13 protein-coding genes and 1 riboswitch are annotated in these 13915 nt (G+C 38.4%); all 13 genes read left to right on the top strand.

Features of this window, described 5'->3' with window-relative positions:
• The first annotated feature begins 9 nt into the window (after positions 1 to 9).
• The 13 genes from PATL70BA_RS03390 (at position 10) to PATL70BA_RS03330 (ending at position 13903) form a co-directional block, all read left to right on the top strand.
• Complete coding sequence (locus PATL70BA_RS03390; protein ID WP_125136061.1) at positions 10 to 720, top strand: GGDEF domain-containing protein; 711 nt, start codon at positions 10 to 12, stop codon at positions 718 to 720.
• Between the two features lie 15 nt (positions 721 to 735).
• Positions 736 to 1254: a hypothetical protein gene (locus PATL70BA_RS03385; protein WP_125136060.1), complete on the top strand. Its 519-nt coding sequence runs from the start codon at positions 736 to 738 to the stop codon at positions 1252 to 1254.
• 108 nt (positions 1255 to 1362) lie between these two features.
• Positions 1363 to 1908 (top strand): cob(I)yrinic acid a,c-diamide adenosyltransferase, encoded by a 546-nt coding sequence (locus PATL70BA_RS03380; protein WP_172596080.1) that lies wholly within the window; start codon positions 1363 to 1365, stop codon positions 1906 to 1908.
• A 111-nt stretch (positions 1909 to 2019) separates the two neighbouring features.
• Positions 2020 to 5478, top strand: a complete 3459-nt coding sequence (locus PATL70BA_RS03375) for a DNA polymerase III subunit alpha (RefSeq protein ID WP_125138392.1) — start codon at positions 2020 to 2022, stop codon at positions 5476 to 5478.
• Positions 5479 to 5570: 92 nt separating this feature from the next.
• Positions 5571 to 6548, top strand: a complete 978-nt coding sequence (gene pfkA / locus PATL70BA_RS03370) for a 6-phosphofructokinase (RefSeq protein WP_125138391.1) — start codon at positions 5571 to 5573, stop codon at positions 6546 to 6548.
• Between the two features lie 306 nt (positions 6549 to 6854).
• On the top strand, positions 6855 to 7796 hold the full coding sequence (locus PATL70BA_RS03365; RefSeq protein ID WP_125136058.1) for a hypothetical protein: 942 nt from the start codon (positions 6855 to 6857) through the stop codon (positions 7794 to 7796).
• Between the two features lie 12 nt (positions 7797 to 7808).
• Positions 7809 to 8222 carry a GNAT family N-acetyltransferase gene (locus PATL70BA_RS03360; RefSeq protein WP_125136057.1) on the top strand — a complete coding sequence of 138 codons (414 nt, stop codon included), beginning with the start codon at positions 7809 to 7811 and terminating at the stop codon, positions 8220 to 8222.
• A gap of 21 nt (positions 8223 to 8243) precedes the next feature.
• A riboswitch (cobalamin riboswitch) is annotated at positions 8244 to 8447 on the top strand.
• A gap of 70 nt (positions 8448 to 8517) precedes the next feature.
• The gene (locus tag PATL70BA_RS03355) at positions 8518 to 10002 is read left to right on the top strand and encodes a cobyric acid synthase (protein WP_125136056.1); all 1485 of its coding nucleotides are present in this window, start codon (positions 8518 to 8520) and stop codon (positions 10000 to 10002) included.
• The gene (cbiB, locus tag PATL70BA_RS03350) at positions 9999 to 10958 is read left to right on the top strand and encodes an adenosylcobinamide-phosphate synthase CbiB (protein WP_125136055.1); all 960 of its coding nucleotides are present in this window, start codon (positions 9999 to 10001) and stop codon (positions 10956 to 10958) included. Before PATL70BA_RS03355 ends, cbiB begins: the two co-directional genes overlap by 4 nt.
• 8 nt (positions 10959 to 10966) lie before the next feature.
• Positions 10967 to 12013, top strand: a complete 1047-nt coding sequence (locus PATL70BA_RS03345) for an aminotransferase class I/II-fold pyridoxal phosphate-dependent enzyme (RefSeq protein ID WP_125136054.1) — start codon at positions 10967 to 10969, stop codon at positions 12011 to 12013.
• Positions 12006 to 12572 carry a bifunctional adenosylcobinamide kinase/adenosylcobinamide-phosphate guanylyltransferase gene (gene cobU / locus PATL70BA_RS03340; protein WP_125136053.1) on the top strand — a complete coding sequence of 189 codons (567 nt, stop codon included), beginning with the start codon at positions 12006 to 12008 and terminating at the stop codon, positions 12570 to 12572. The genes PATL70BA_RS03345 and cobU overlap by 8 nt, the downstream gene beginning before the upstream one ends.
• A 20-nt stretch (positions 12573 to 12592) precedes the next feature.
• Positions 12593 to 13312 carry an adenosylcobinamide-GDP ribazoletransferase gene (gene cobS / locus PATL70BA_RS03335; RefSeq protein ID WP_125136052.1) on the top strand — a complete coding sequence of 240 codons (720 nt, stop codon included), beginning with the start codon at positions 12593 to 12595 and terminating at the stop codon, positions 13310 to 13312.
• A 3-nt stretch (positions 13313 to 13315) separates the two neighbouring features.
• Positions 13316 to 13903 (top strand): histidine phosphatase family protein, encoded by a 588-nt coding sequence (locus tag PATL70BA_RS03330; protein ID WP_125136051.1) that lies wholly within the window; start codon positions 13316 to 13318, stop codon positions 13901 to 13903.
• Positions 13904 to 13915 lie beyond the last annotated feature (12 nt).

Here is a 13915-nt window from a genome sequence, read left to right as displayed (position 1 = left end):
TGGCATATAATGCGTTATTTACCGGAAAAAACAATTGAGTATCTTGAACACAATGGGTATGATGCCCAGAGGGACCATGATTGTTACCAGGCCCTAAAGAACTATCTTAAAGATGAAGGACACAAAAAAAATCTTAAGGATTTTTCTAAGAATCTTTTGAACGATTATATGGCGCTGATTGGCATGATGGAGATTCGTATGGAAGAAATGTCTCTAATGTCAGAAACGGATGCTTTGACACAAGTATTCAATCCAATGAAAATACAAAATGTTATAGATCTTGAATGGTCAAGAGGAAAGCGGTACCATTCTCCTTTATCCTTATTACTTTTTGAAATTGATGGGTGGCAAGAAATTATAGAAGCCCATGGCCGGGATATAGGGAATCAAATCCTTATAAAATTGGCAGAGATTATTAAAGCCAATATTCGTACAACAGATGTCTTGGGACGCTGGTATGGTGAAGCTTTTATATTGGTAGTACCCACAACAAATAATGTGCAGGCAGAGTGGCTGGCTCAAAAACTTAGAAAAACCATTGAAAGAACAACCTTTGATACAGTTGGGAATATAACCTGCTCCTTCGGTGTGGCGGATAGAGATGCAGCTATGGATGTGGATGATTGGGTTGTAATCCTAGAAATGGCGCTTAAGAAGGCGAAAGAAAAAGGTCGTAATTTGGTAATCGACTATGAAACTATCATAAATGAAGATGAATGAAACGGAGGTATTTGTATGAAAAAAGGTAAAATAATTGGTGTGGCAGGTTTGGCAGCTTTGGCTGGTAGTGGTTATGCAGCATATAAAACCATGACAAAAGTCAAGGTCCTAAAAGCAACCTATGATCAAGTGATCGCTTTTAACGGATCTGAGAAAAAGTATGAGACCTTTGAAGGTGATTCTTATGCAGCAGTATTTGCCGGTGTTGAGATTGACTTAAGTGAAGCTGAAATGGTAGGAGATAGCGCATCTCTTAGAATATATGCTGAATTTGCAGGTGTAGAGATTACTGTACCTAAGGACTGGAATGTAAAAGTGGATGGAATAGCAGATAAAGCAGGCGTTAGTAATCAAGTGGATTATAGACCGGACGACACCACATCTAAGCGCTTGACGATTGATTATAATATTAAATTCGCGGGACTTGAAATCAAACGTGTTGATGAAGAAGACACAATTGAGGTTGAGATTGAAGATGAGCCAAGCTTCGGTGATCCGGAAATAAAAGAGTCGGATGCCCCAGCCGAGTCATAATATGTACTTAAAACCAATGCTTTTACAGGTTGGTTTTTTATTTGTTTTGTTATCGGATAATGATATAATACAATTATGATAATGATTCTTAAAAAAGGAGGCAGAGATATGAAAATATACACAAAAAAGGGCGATCAAGGTTATACCAGCAATATAAAAGGGGAACCCATCAAGAAATCAGATGCACTTCTTGAGCTACAAGGTACCATCGACGAAGTTAATGCGGCCTTAGGCTATCTTAGATCCTTAATGGAGGGAAAGTATCCAGAACTTGAAGAAATGATAAGGGATATTCAATATGCGCTTTTTAGAATGGGTAGTGATGTGACCTATGGTTTTTCCCAAAAACTCATTTTAGAAGTAGATGTGCTCATACTTGAATCTGAGATTGATAGAATGACCAGTAGTTTCGGGGTTCAGACAACATTTCTCTATTATAGTGGGCATAAGACAGCTACTTATGCTCAACTTGTTAGGAGCATTGTTAGGCGGGGAGAAAGAGCATTTGTTAGGGCTTATGTCGGTGAGGATTATCCTATTGACTTAAAGTATTTAAACAGACTGGCAGACTATATGTATGCCCTCGGACGCTATTTAAATTACATACATGGTATTGCTGAAGAGAAAATGACCTTTAGAGATTCGTCGTCTTAAGTTTCAATTTGATGGCGGATATGTTAGAATTGAATCTGAATATAATGGTATGGTTACAGATAGAGAACACTTGAATGAATCGAGGTTAACAGGATGACAAAAGATTCTACAATAGAGTTTGCCCACTTACATGTTCATACCCAATACAGCCTCCTAGATGGCTCGAGTAAGATTGATGAACTCATAGGACAGGTTAAAGATTTAGGTATGAAGAGCATAGCTATAACAGACCATGGTGTCATGTATGGTGTTGTTGACTTTTATGATGAGGCTATAAAACAAGGCATCAAACCAATTATTGGATGTGAAGTCTATGTGGCGAATCGAAAGCGAACAGATAAAGAAACAGGCATTGATAATACCTACTATCATTTGGTATTATTGGCTGAAAACCAAGAAGGTTATCAGAACCTAATGCGGTTAGTGTCAGATGGCTTTACAGAAGGTTTTTATTATAAGCCGAGAATTGATTTGGATCTCCTAAGAAGTTATAGTAAAGGCATTATTGGACTTAGTGCCTGTCTAGGCGGTCATGTGCCCAACGAGATTCTAAGAGGTGACCTGACACAGGCAAAAGAAGTTGCTATGACTTACAATGAGATCTTTGGACAAGGCAACTTTTTTCTTGAGTTACAAGATCATGGGTATGAGGAACAGCATCTTGTCAATAAAGCATTGATTGAGATGAGTAAAGAACTGTCTATACCACTTGTTGCAACCAATGATGTGCACTATACATATAAGGAAGATGTAGAAGCCCACGATATTCTGTTGTGTATTCAAACCAATAAAAAGGTAACAGATGAAGACCGTATGCGTTATGCTGGTGGGCAATTTTTCTTAAAATCTCCTCAGGAAATGTCTGCTCTTTTTTCGCATGTACCCGAGGCCCTTAAGAACACAGTGGAGATTGCAAGGCGATGTCAGGTCGACTTTGAGTTTGGAAAATACAAATTACCCAAATATGAATTGGATGAAAGCATAGATAAACGTGTTTATATGAAGGATATTTGTTATGAGGGTCTAAGGGAGCGGTACGAAAATGTGACAGAAGCCCATGAGGAAAGGCTGAATTATGAACTAAAGGTCATTGAAGAGATGGGTTTTATTGATTATTTTCTCATTACTTGGGATTTTATCAAGTTTGCACGGGACCATCATATTATGGTTGGCCCGGGCCGTGGTTCTGCAGCTGGTAGCTTGGTTTCTTATTGTTTGAAAATTACAGACATTGATCCATTAAAATATAACCTTCTTTTTGAACGTTTTCTCAATCCGGAACGGATCAGTATGCCGGATATTGATATTGATTTTTGTTATGAACGCAGGCAAGAAGTGATTGATTATGTTGTCGAAAAATATGGTGAAGACAAGGTTGCTCAGATCATTACCTTCGGTACAATGGCTGCAAGAGCGGCCATTCGAGATGTAGGTCGGGCGCTTGATATGCCTTATAATGAAGTGGATAAGGTTGCCAAAATGATTCCCCAAGAACTGAAAATCACCATTGACAAGGCACTGAAGATGAACAGAGAACTTCAAAGTCTTTATGATGAGGATGAGCAAGTTAAGTATTTGATTGATATGTCAAAACGTCTAGAAGGTTTAACCAGACATAGTTCGACCCATGCGGCCGGTGTGGTCATTTGTGATCGTGCTGTCAATGAATATGTACCACTAAACACCAATGATGATGCGGTTACGACCCAATTTACCATGAATACCCTAGAACGATTGGGATTATTAAAAATGGATTTTCTAGGTCTTCGTACATTAACGGTTATTCAAGATGCCATATTAAACGTAAAAAAATCGCAAGGTATTCAATTGGATATGAACCGCATTGATGATAATGATCCTAAGGTTTTTGAGTTGATTGGGACGGCAAAGACCGAAGGGGTTTTTCAACTTGAAAGTGACGGCATGAAGAATTTCATGAAGGACTTAAAGCCACAAAGTCTTGAAGATATTATTGCAGGTATATCTCTGTATAGACCGGGACCAATGGAATTTATACCGGCTTACATTCAAGGAAGTCGGCATGCAAAGGATATTACCTATGATTGTCCTCAGCTTGAACCGATTCTTAAGCCGACCTATGGTGTTATCGTTTATCAAGAACAGGTGATGCAGATTGTTAGAGATCTGGCTGGCTATACCCTAGGACGTAGTGACTTGGTACGCCGAGCGATGTCTAAGAAAAAAGAAGATGTAATGTTAAAAGAACGGGCGAATTTTATATACGGTAACAAAGAAGAAGGCGTTCTAGGTTGTGTGAACAATGGTATAGATGCAGCTGCAGCTAACAGAATATTTGACAAAATGACGGATTTTGCAAAATACGCCTTTAACAAATCACATGCAGCAGCTTATGCTATCATCGCCTATCAAACCGCATGGCTCAAAGCCTACTATCCTGTTGAATTTATGGCAGCTTTATTAACTTCCGTTATGTTTGGTGGGGGTAAAGTGGCTGAATATATTTATAGTCTAAAAGCAATGGGAATAGAAGTGCTGCCACCGGACATCAATGAAGGCTATTATAATTTTTCAGTTTCTAAAGGTAAGATTCGATATGGTTTAGCGGCTGTTAAGAATGTTGGAAGAGGCGTGATTGACCATATGGTTGCTGAGAGAGAAGCAGGTGGACCTTTTGTATCTTTGACGGATTTTTGTACCCGTATGGATGCAAAAGATCTTAACAAACGTATGATGGAAAACCTGATCTATGCCGGTGCTTTTACATCTCTTGGCGGTACCAGAAAACAATATATTCATAACTATAAGTTTGTACTTGAAGCCATCAACCATGAAAAAAAGGCGACAATTAACGGTCAGATCAATCTATTTGATCTTACAGAAGAGTTGCAAGAAAATAAAGCCGATCGTTTTGAAGTGGTGGGCGAATTCTCAAAAGAACAGCTTTTAACCTATGAAAAAGAAGTCATGGGCATTTATTTATCAGGACACCCACTTGAAGATTATGCAGAGGTGCTAAATAGAGTGCTGACCAATAAGAGTTTGGATTTCCAACCTTTGGTGGATGGAACTTTTAAAGTGACCGATGGAACATTGGTTAAGTATGGCGGCATCATCAGTAATAAAGTGGTAAAGACAACGAGAAACAATCAGACAATGGCATTTTTAAGCGTAGAAGACTTATTTGGTACGGTTGAAGTCGTCGTATTTCCGAATGACTATGAAGCCAATCGACATTATTTAAATGAAGATGAGGTGGTTATTGTAAAGGGTAGAGTCTCGACTCAAGAAGATCAAGATGGTAAGATTATCTGCCAAACCATTAGACGCCTTGAAGATGTTTTAAGAGAAGTTCTTTATATCCAGTTTGACGACTTAGACCATTATCAATCCGTGATTAAACAAATTACCCCATTACTAAAAGCTGAGCAGGGTCAATCTCCAGTTGTTGCCTATCTTAAAGACACCAAACGAAAAAATGATTTTGGCGGCAAGTACCAAGTTACCATAAGGCCGAGCTTGATTGAAAAACTAGAAACCTTGATGGATAAGGATAATGTCAAAGTTGTGAAAAGTCTATTGAAATTCTAAAGAATGTGGTATACAATATAGCGTGAGAAAATGAGAAACTTTGTGAGGCATGGTTGAGTGTGTGCGCTCAATGAAAATATGGAGGAAATATGATGTCAAAAGAAATTAAAACCATTGGTGTGTTAACAAGTGGTGGTGATGCGCCGGGCATGAACGCAGCAATTAGAGCCGTTGTCCGAACAGCATTAGCACGTGGAAAAAGAGTTATGGGTATTAGAAAAGGTTATCAAGGACTCATTAATGGCGATATATTTGAGATGGATGCAAGAAGTGTTTCAGATACCATCCAAAGAGGTGGTACCATGCTATATACAGCACGTTGTATTGAATTTTTACAACCGGAAGTACAACAAAGAGGTGCCGATATGTGTAAAGTTTTTGGCATCGATGGTTTGGTTGTTATTGGTGGTGACGGTTCTTTCAAAGGTGCAGGGAAACTGGCAAATCTAGGTATTAATACGATAGGAATTCCTGGTACCATTGATCTTGATATTGATTGCACAGACTATACCATTGGCTTTGATACAGCTGTTAATACGGCAATGGAAGCGATTGACCGACTTAGAGATACTTCGACGTCTCATGAGAGATGTTCTGTTGTAGAAGTTATGGGTCGTGATGCCGGCTATATCGCTTTGTGGTGTGGTATTGTCAATGGTGCGGAATATGTATTTTTACCTGAAGTTCAGAACATAAAAGAGGAAGAATTAATTGAAAAAATATTGATGAACCGTAAAAAAGGTAAACGTCACAATCTGATTATTATGTCAGAGGGTGTTGGTGGTTCAGATGAGTTGGCTAAAAGAATTGAAGCAGCTACAGGTATTGAAACCAGAGCGACGATTCTGGGTCATTTACAAAGAGGTGGAAGCCCAACTGCAGTAGATCGTATGCATGCATCAATGATGGGGGCTTATGCTGTTGACTTGTTATGTAAAGGTGAAAGCAACCGTGTGGTTGGCTTTAAAAACAATACTTATGTTGATTTTGATATCGATGAAGCTTTGGCGATGCAAAAAGATATAAGTAGTAGGCAATATGAGGTTAGTCAGATGTTGGAGACCAGATAAAAGAATGGCTTTATGCAGTGAGTCCCATGAAAACCCTTCCACAGTATGTATGACTACGGCCTCCAATTGGTGCGTCCTGCACCAAAAGTCGGCAGACAGCTCCTGCTGTCTTGCTTAAGTCACACACACTATTCCAGGAACTTCATGGTCGGTATAGATAAGGGTTCAAGTAAATGAGTCCCATGAAAACCCTTCCAGAACTTAATTTAGCAGTAAGTATATTTCATCTGACCGCTTGAAGGGATAGTGAAATGAATACTTACTGTTTTTTATACACTATTTTATGTTATAATTAATCTTGTGCTAATGGCTATTAGTAGAGGGGTAGGTGATGGTGTGTTATGTTCTCAGTGTAAAGCAGAACTAAAAGACAATGAGACTGTTTGCCATGTGTGTGGGCATAGAAAGCCTAATATGGAGGATGTGGATTTAATTATTAACAGTCTTATAGAAGAAGATATTATGGGCGCTTCTGAAGATATAGAAATTGATGATAAGGACTTGAGAAAGAAGCGTCGCTTTAGAAAAGATAAGAAAGCAAAAACAGAAGGTAAAATGATTCAAGGCATTCGGTATATGATCTTTGTATCGATTATTCTGTTCATAATAGCCTTATTTACGGATTGGTTTACTCTATCGGGCACCACCATGGATTATGGTTTTGTTAACAATTCAAATACTCAGAAATATATTCAGAATGTAGGGGAAGAATCCTATATAGATTTTTCAGGATACGACTTGTTTAATTATAGTAGATCTGCTATAGATGAACATAAAATGATTAAAAAATCTGATGGAGATATCTCTATATCAGGTAGGTCTGTGATGCATATGTATATTATGTTGGCTATGGCTGTATTAATGTTAACAAGTCTTATTGCCTGCTCTGTGGCATTTTTGCATAAGGCTTATGTAGGTATTGCTATTATCAGAAATTTGGCAATTGTGAATCTGATTATAATAGGTTCTAATTATATTTTTCTAAATATAACCTACCTAAGTGCCATTGCAATTCGAGCAAAATCTGTTATTAATCAACAAAAAGTTTTTGGCACTTTGCATCTGACGTTTAACGGTATATCTCATGATCAGTACTTTTACACTTATAAAGTTACAGAAAATGCAGGCTTTTACGGTTCAATTGTAGCACTGGGCATATGGTTGACGCTTTCGATTATACTGTATGAAATGAAAAACAGTGAAAAAGTAAGGGCCATAGAAAATGGTGAAATAGATGAAGATGCGTAAGGAGGTAAGACTGTGAACCTATCTGTTGGAGAATATATAATTAGTGACGATAAGAAAAAGCTTCAATTAAATATCATCCATGAACTACTAAAAGGTACCTACTGGGCTAAAGATCGTTCCATTCAAGTTATAGAAAAAAGTGTGGCGCATTCCATATGCTACGGCGTTTATTTAGAGGATAAAATGGTAGGGTTTGGTAGAGTCGTTACAGATTATGCAACGATGTATTGGGTTGCAGATATTGTCATTGATGAAGCTCATCGGGGTAAGGGACTTGGTAAAGAACTTATGAATTGCATTGAAGCAAATAAAGATATAGAAGGTCTAATGGGAATTTTGGCAACAAGAGATGCTCATGGACTTTATCAAAAGTATGGCTTCATGCAAGACCCAGAGAAATTTATGAAAAAACCTAGGGTCGAGTGATGATATAAGAATTTTGGATTGACTTTTCACAAGGACATAGGTATAGTAAGAAAAAGAATATATAAAATCATAGAGCATGGAAGTCGGTAAAAGCCGACACAGCCACCGCTACTGTAATGACTACTGAAACACTGGCCATAAAAGGCGAATCACTGATGAAAATCGGGAAGATGTGTAGAGGGTTGATGTCTAAGTCAGGATACTTGCTTTATGATTTGTTGATTCCAAATTTCGTGTGGAAATAATGGGACTTTTATTTTACCTTTCTTTAAAAGTGCTCATTGGAAGGAGTAAGATGGCAAAGAATATCATGTTTCAGGGTACCGGTTCAACAGTGGGGAAAAGTGTAATTACTGCAGCCCTTTGTCGCATATTCAATGATGAAGGTTATAGGGTTGCCCCATTTAAATCACAAAATATGGCTCTGAATGCTTATGTTACAAAAGAAGGTAAAGAAATGGGTAGAGCTCAAGTGGTTCAAGCAGAGGCGGCTAGAATAGAACCACATGTAAGTATGAATCCAATATTACTAAAGCCAACCAGTGACATGGGGAGTCAAGTCATTGTAGGTGGCGAAGTCTATATGAACTTGTCTGCATCCGATTATTATACTCATAAGGAAGCGCTAATGGCAGAGGTGAGAAAAGCATATAAAATGCTGGATGAAGCTTATGAGATTATCGTTATTGAAGGCGCCGGTAGTCCGGCTGAAATCAACCTAAGGAAAAATGATATCGTTAATATGGGCTTGGCAGAAGAAATTGACACGCCCGTTATTTTAATTGGAGATATTGACAAAGGCGGTGTTTTTGCTTCAATATATGGCACCTACATGCTGTTGTCACCATCAGAGCAAAAAAGAATAAAAGGCTATATCATCAATAAGTTCCGAGGCGATGTAAAGCTTTTAGAACCGGGTATAGAAATGTTTTATGAACGTTTGCCGATACCTTGTCTAGGTGTAATCCCTTTTGAGCGCATTGATGTCGATGACGAAGATAGTGTGACACAACGATTTGTAAGCCGAAATACATCTCCAATACAGATTGGCGTCGTACGGTTACCCTATTTGTCGAATTTTACAGATTTTACACCTTTTGAGTTGGAACCGGACGTAGGTGTACAATACATCGTTACACAAGATGATTTTGAGAAATCGGATATTATTATTTTACCTGGCAGCAAAAGCACCATAAAAGACCTTGATTATATTAAAGGTATAGGTATGGATCAATGGATTAAAGAAGCCCATCGTCAAGGCAAAATGATTATCGGTATTTGTGGTGGCTATCAAATGTTGGGGCAAGAGATCAAAGATCCTTTGTATGTGGAAACCAATCGAGACTATATAGAAGGTCTTGGGCTACTAGAGATGACAACAACCATGATGAAAAATAAAACAACGGTCCAATCAGAAGGTGTCATCCTAAATTGTCCGACAGGTGTAAAGGATACAAACCATAAAGTAAAGGGCTATGAAATACATATGGGTGAATCAACTTACTCTGAAAATATGCGACCTTTCCTAAGGTTAAATGACCACTTGGACGGTTGTATGAACGAAACAGGTACAGTATGTGGCACTTATCTACATGGCCTTTTTGATATGGATAGTTTTAGACATGAATTGCTGACGACAATAAGAAATAAGAAAGCCATAGAACAACAAGAAGTTAGAAATTATGCTCAGTTAAAAGATGAAGCCTATGATTATTTAGCTAATCTGGTTAAACAACACCTTGATATGGATCAAATTAAAGCGATTGTAGGTATCCCATGAAACCAGTATATATTTTAGTAGCGGTTACATTTTTAGACTATGTGATTGGAGACCCACCCAATTGGCCCCACCCTATTGCATATATTGGAAAGCTCATCTCATGGCTTGAGTATCGGCTAAGAAAGTATGGTTTGGCAACGAAGATTGGCGGTTTTATTCTTTTTCTTTTAACAGTTTTAATAACATTAAGCATCCTAACACTTATAATAGGCCTATCCGCTGTAGGAGGTAAGATTGTTGAAAGTATTGTCCTTGTATATTTTTTAACATCAGCACTTGCGGCTACTTGTTTGAAAAAAGAAGTCATGAAGGTGGCCAGTGCACTAGAAAATGGTACGATTGAGGAGAGTCGTCTAGCCCTTTCCTACTTAGTGGGTCGAGACACACAAGCATTAACTCATGAAGGGATTATAAGAGGCACTGTAGAAACTACGGCTGAAAATACCATTGACGGTGTCATTGCCCCGATTTTTTATATGGTCTTGGGTTTAATCTTAGGTTGTCCGGTACAAATGGTATTTTTATATAAAACCATCAATACATTAGATTCAATGGTTGGATATATACAAGAGCCTTATACACATATCGGTTATGTTTCAGCAAAAATGGATGATTTGGTGAATTTGATTCCGGCAAGACTTGGGAGTCTCTTGATGCTATTATCCGGTTTTATTCTTAAATTGGATGTGGGACAAGGTCTAAGAATATGGAAAAGGGATTGCGGAAAACACAAAAGTCCTAATGCCGGGTATCCGGAATCCGTGGTTGCCGGACTCCTAGGTATTCGTCTTGGTGGGACCCATACCTATTTTTCTCAAGTTCTTGAAAAACCGATAATTGGTGATTCAATCAGAGAAATAGAGGTACATGACATCAAGACGACCACCCAAATTATGTATGTTTCAGAAGGGTTACTCATTCTATTAAGTAGTGGATTGTTGTTGTTAATAAGTTAGGAGACAAAATGTTAAAACATGGTGGTTGTGCAAAAGGTATCATAGATTTTAGTATTAATATTAATCCTTGTGTCACCCAAAAACTACTCATGCCTTATGTGGAAAAGGCAGTGGATGAGGTTGGTCGATATCCGGATATCCAGGGCAATAGCCTAGTAAAGAAAATAGCTGAGGTAGAAAATGTGGCAGCCGATCATATTATCGTAGGTAACGGTGCCAGTGACTGCCTTTATACATGTGCTAGAGCCCTAAAGCCACAAACAGTGCTCATCATTGAACCGACCTTTACTGAGTATAGACGGGCCTTTGAAGTGGTTGGTAGTCATGTCCTTTCATTAACGATAGACTTATCGGATCAACAAGGTATTATAGAAGAAAAATTAATACACCAGATTAAAAAAATAAAAGGTGATATGGTGATATTATGTAACCCGAACAATCCGACTGGTGCTGTATATAGTGAAGCATTTATAGAACAAATGATAAAAATACAGGCGGCACACAAAGGTTTTGTGCTTTTAGACGCTTCCTTTAGACAATTTGAAGGATTATCAACTTATTTCAATGAAAAACGCTGGAATTTGATTGAACTTATGTCTTTGACAAAATACTATGGTGTTCCGGGATTGCGATGTGGTTACTTGATGGCTACCAAGTCAGTGATTATGGCTATGAAAGAAGAACAAGTTCCATGGTCGGTCAACGGTCTAACACTTGAGATTATGCCTGGGCTTATGGCGGATATGACACTGGTTAAGGCAACACAAGAATGGTATGCTGCAGAAAAAAGTAAGATAGAAAAGGCTTTGATAGATTTATCCTTTGTCAAACCCATGAAAAGTCATGCTAATTTTATATGCTGCAGATTATCAAATGTATCTGCTTATACTTTAAATAAATGGTTAGGCCATCAAGAATCGCCAATGGCCCTTCGGACTTGTGAAGATTTTGTGGGAATGGGCGATGATTTTATTCGAATTGGTCTTAAAAGTGCGCTTAACAATGACCAACTCATTGAAGCGCTCATACGTTATGAGGAGGAAGTTTATGGGTAAGATTATTATGGTGACCGGTGGGGCACGAAGTGGAAAATCCGCTTTCGCAGAGAAAAAAGTTCTAGAAATAGGCTATAAGATTGGATATATGGCGACGGCTGTCGTTACCGATGAGGATATGGCAAAGCGTATTGAGCACCATAAAGCTTCTAGACCAAAAGAATGGCCGACTTTTGAGCGGTATAAAGCGTTTGAAGCATTAAAAAAAGATGAAGATTTTTTGTCTTGTGATACATTGATTTTTGATTGTGTTACCACGGCCGTTACCAGCATCATGTTAGATGAGCCGGTTGACTATGACAAGGACAGTCAAGAAATTATGGACAAGGTTGAAATACTGGTGAAAAGAGAGTTAGCCGCTTTATTGGATATGGTGACGGTAACCGGACAGAATCTGGTTCTTGTGACCAATGAGGTGGGTCTTGGAATCGTACCACCGTATCGACTGGGCAGTATTTTTAGAGATATTGCAGGCAGAATGAATCAATATCTAGCAAGTAGAGCGGACGAAGTTTATTTTATTGTTTCTGGCTTTCCGATGACACTAAAACAAAGTTAATGATGATGTGAGGTCCAAGGATGAAATCTTTTATTATGATGTTAACCTACATTACCAGAATACCCTTTCCTATCAAGTTGGAATATGATGAAAAGACATTTGTCAAAGGTCTATACGCTATGCCGATTATTGGTCTCTTTATTGGTATGGTCATGGCGGGCGCTATGTGGATCATGAAAGATCAGATGCCTCAAGTGAAGGCTTTTGTAATGATACTTATTTACCTAGCTATGGTGGGGGGACTTCATCTAGATGGTTTGGCGGACTATATAGATGGTATTTTTAGTGGTAGAACCAAAGACAGAATACTGGAGATTATGAGTGACAGTCGTATCGGTAGCTTTGGTGTTATTGGCCTGTGCTTATACTTTATAGGTATGTATACGGGGTTACAATACTCAAGTTGGCAAGTTGTTTTATTAGCCCCTGTAGTAGCCAGAGTCATGGCAATATGGGTGATTGGTTTTGGCACCTATGCGAAAAAGGACGGCATGGGCAAAGGGTTAATTGACTATGGTAGACCCTGGCATGGTCTTTGTATGTTAATGATATTGACAGCGGTTGTATTCATTTGGCAACCCATTCTTATAAAGTACGTTTTTATGATACTGTTTGGAACAGTTTTATTGCTACGATGGACGACCAAACAGATGGGCGGGATTACAGGTGATGTTATTGGAGCGGTAATTGAAAGTACACAAGTTTTTTGGTTATTATCTATTGTGTTGATTGGAGGTTAAGTGATGCGGTTTATATTTTTACGACATCCTGAAACAACAGCAAATGTGAAAAATCTAATATATGGGAAAACAGATTTTCCTTATACAAAAAGAGGGCAGCAACAATTCGAGGAAGCTCTAGTTAATATTGAACGGTTTAGGTTTGATAAAATCATGACCAGCCCTCTTAGGCGGGCCTATGAATTAGCAAGTGCGATTGCTTTAAAAACAAATAAGGAACTGACGGTACATGAAGCATTGGAAGAAATGAATTTTGGTATATTCGAAGGCTTGACAGAGGATGAAGCGAAGATTAAACATCCGGACCTTCATAAGGAATTTGCTGAAAGTTTTGAGACAACTTTATTTCCGGAAGGTGAGAGCTTTGATGTTTTCAAGAAGCGTGTGGAAGGTTTTGTGAATCATTACAAGCAATCTGAGGTGGATTGTCTGGTTGTAAGCCATGGGGGCTTCATTCGCACCGCGTTAGAATTATTGCTTGACAACACATCCGGGTTTTCCTGGCATTTAGAAATAGGTAACTGTTCGATTATTGAAATTCATACTGGAGAAGGTCAACCATCCATCATTAAAAATATATTGAACCCATAAAAAGGAGGATAT

This window comes from Petrocella atlantisensis (assembly GCF_900538275.1).
Lineage (GTDB): Bacteria > Bacillota > Clostridia > Lachnospirales > Vallitaleaceae > Petrocella > Petrocella atlantisensis.
This window is presented reverse-complemented; position numbering and strand designations above follow the sequence as displayed.

What these genes read in the sequence shown, in the direction of transcription:
- PATL70BA_RS03385 (WP_125136060.1), top strand. Translation starts at nt 736, where the DNA reads ATGAAAAAAGGTAAAATAATTGGTGTGGCAGGTTTGGCAGCTTTGGCT.
- PATL70BA_RS03365 (WP_125136058.1), top strand. Translation starts at nt 6,855, where the DNA reads ATGGCTATTAGTAGAGGGGTAGGTGATGGTGTGTTATGTTCTCAGTGT.
- cobS (WP_125136052.1), top strand. Translation starts at nt 12,593, where the DNA reads ATGAAATCTTTTATTATGATGTTAACCTACATTACCAGAATACCCTTT.
- cbiB (WP_125136055.1), top strand. Translation starts at nt 9,999, where the DNA reads ATGAAACCAGTATATATTTTAGTAGCGGTTACATTTTTAGACTATGTG.
- PATL70BA_RS03330 (WP_125136051.1), top strand. Translation starts at nt 13,316, where the DNA reads ATGCGGTTTATATTTTTACGACATCCTGAAACAACAGCAAATGTGAAA.
- PATL70BA_RS03390 (WP_125136061.1), top strand. Translation starts at nt 10, where the DNA reads ATGCGTTATTTACCGGAAAAAACAATTGAGTATCTTGAACACAATGGG.
- PATL70BA_RS03380 (WP_172596080.1), top strand. Translation starts at nt 1,363, where the DNA reads ATGAAAATATACACAAAAAAGGGCGATCAAGGTTATACCAGCAATATA.
- pfkA (WP_125138391.1), top strand. Translation starts at nt 5,571, where the DNA reads ATGTCAAAAGAAATTAAAACCATTGGTGTGTTAACAAGTGGTGGTGAT.
- cobU (WP_125136053.1), top strand. Translation starts at nt 12,006, where the DNA reads ATGGGTAAGATTATTATGGTGACCGGTGGGGCACGAAGTGGAAAATCC.
- PATL70BA_RS03355 (WP_125136056.1), top strand. Translation starts at nt 8,518, where the DNA reads ATGGCAAAGAATATCATGTTTCAGGGTACCGGTTCAACAGTGGGGAAA.
- PATL70BA_RS03345 (WP_125136054.1), top strand. Translation starts at nt 10,967, where the DNA reads ATGTTAAAACATGGTGGTTGTGCAAAAGGTATCATAGATTTTAGTATT.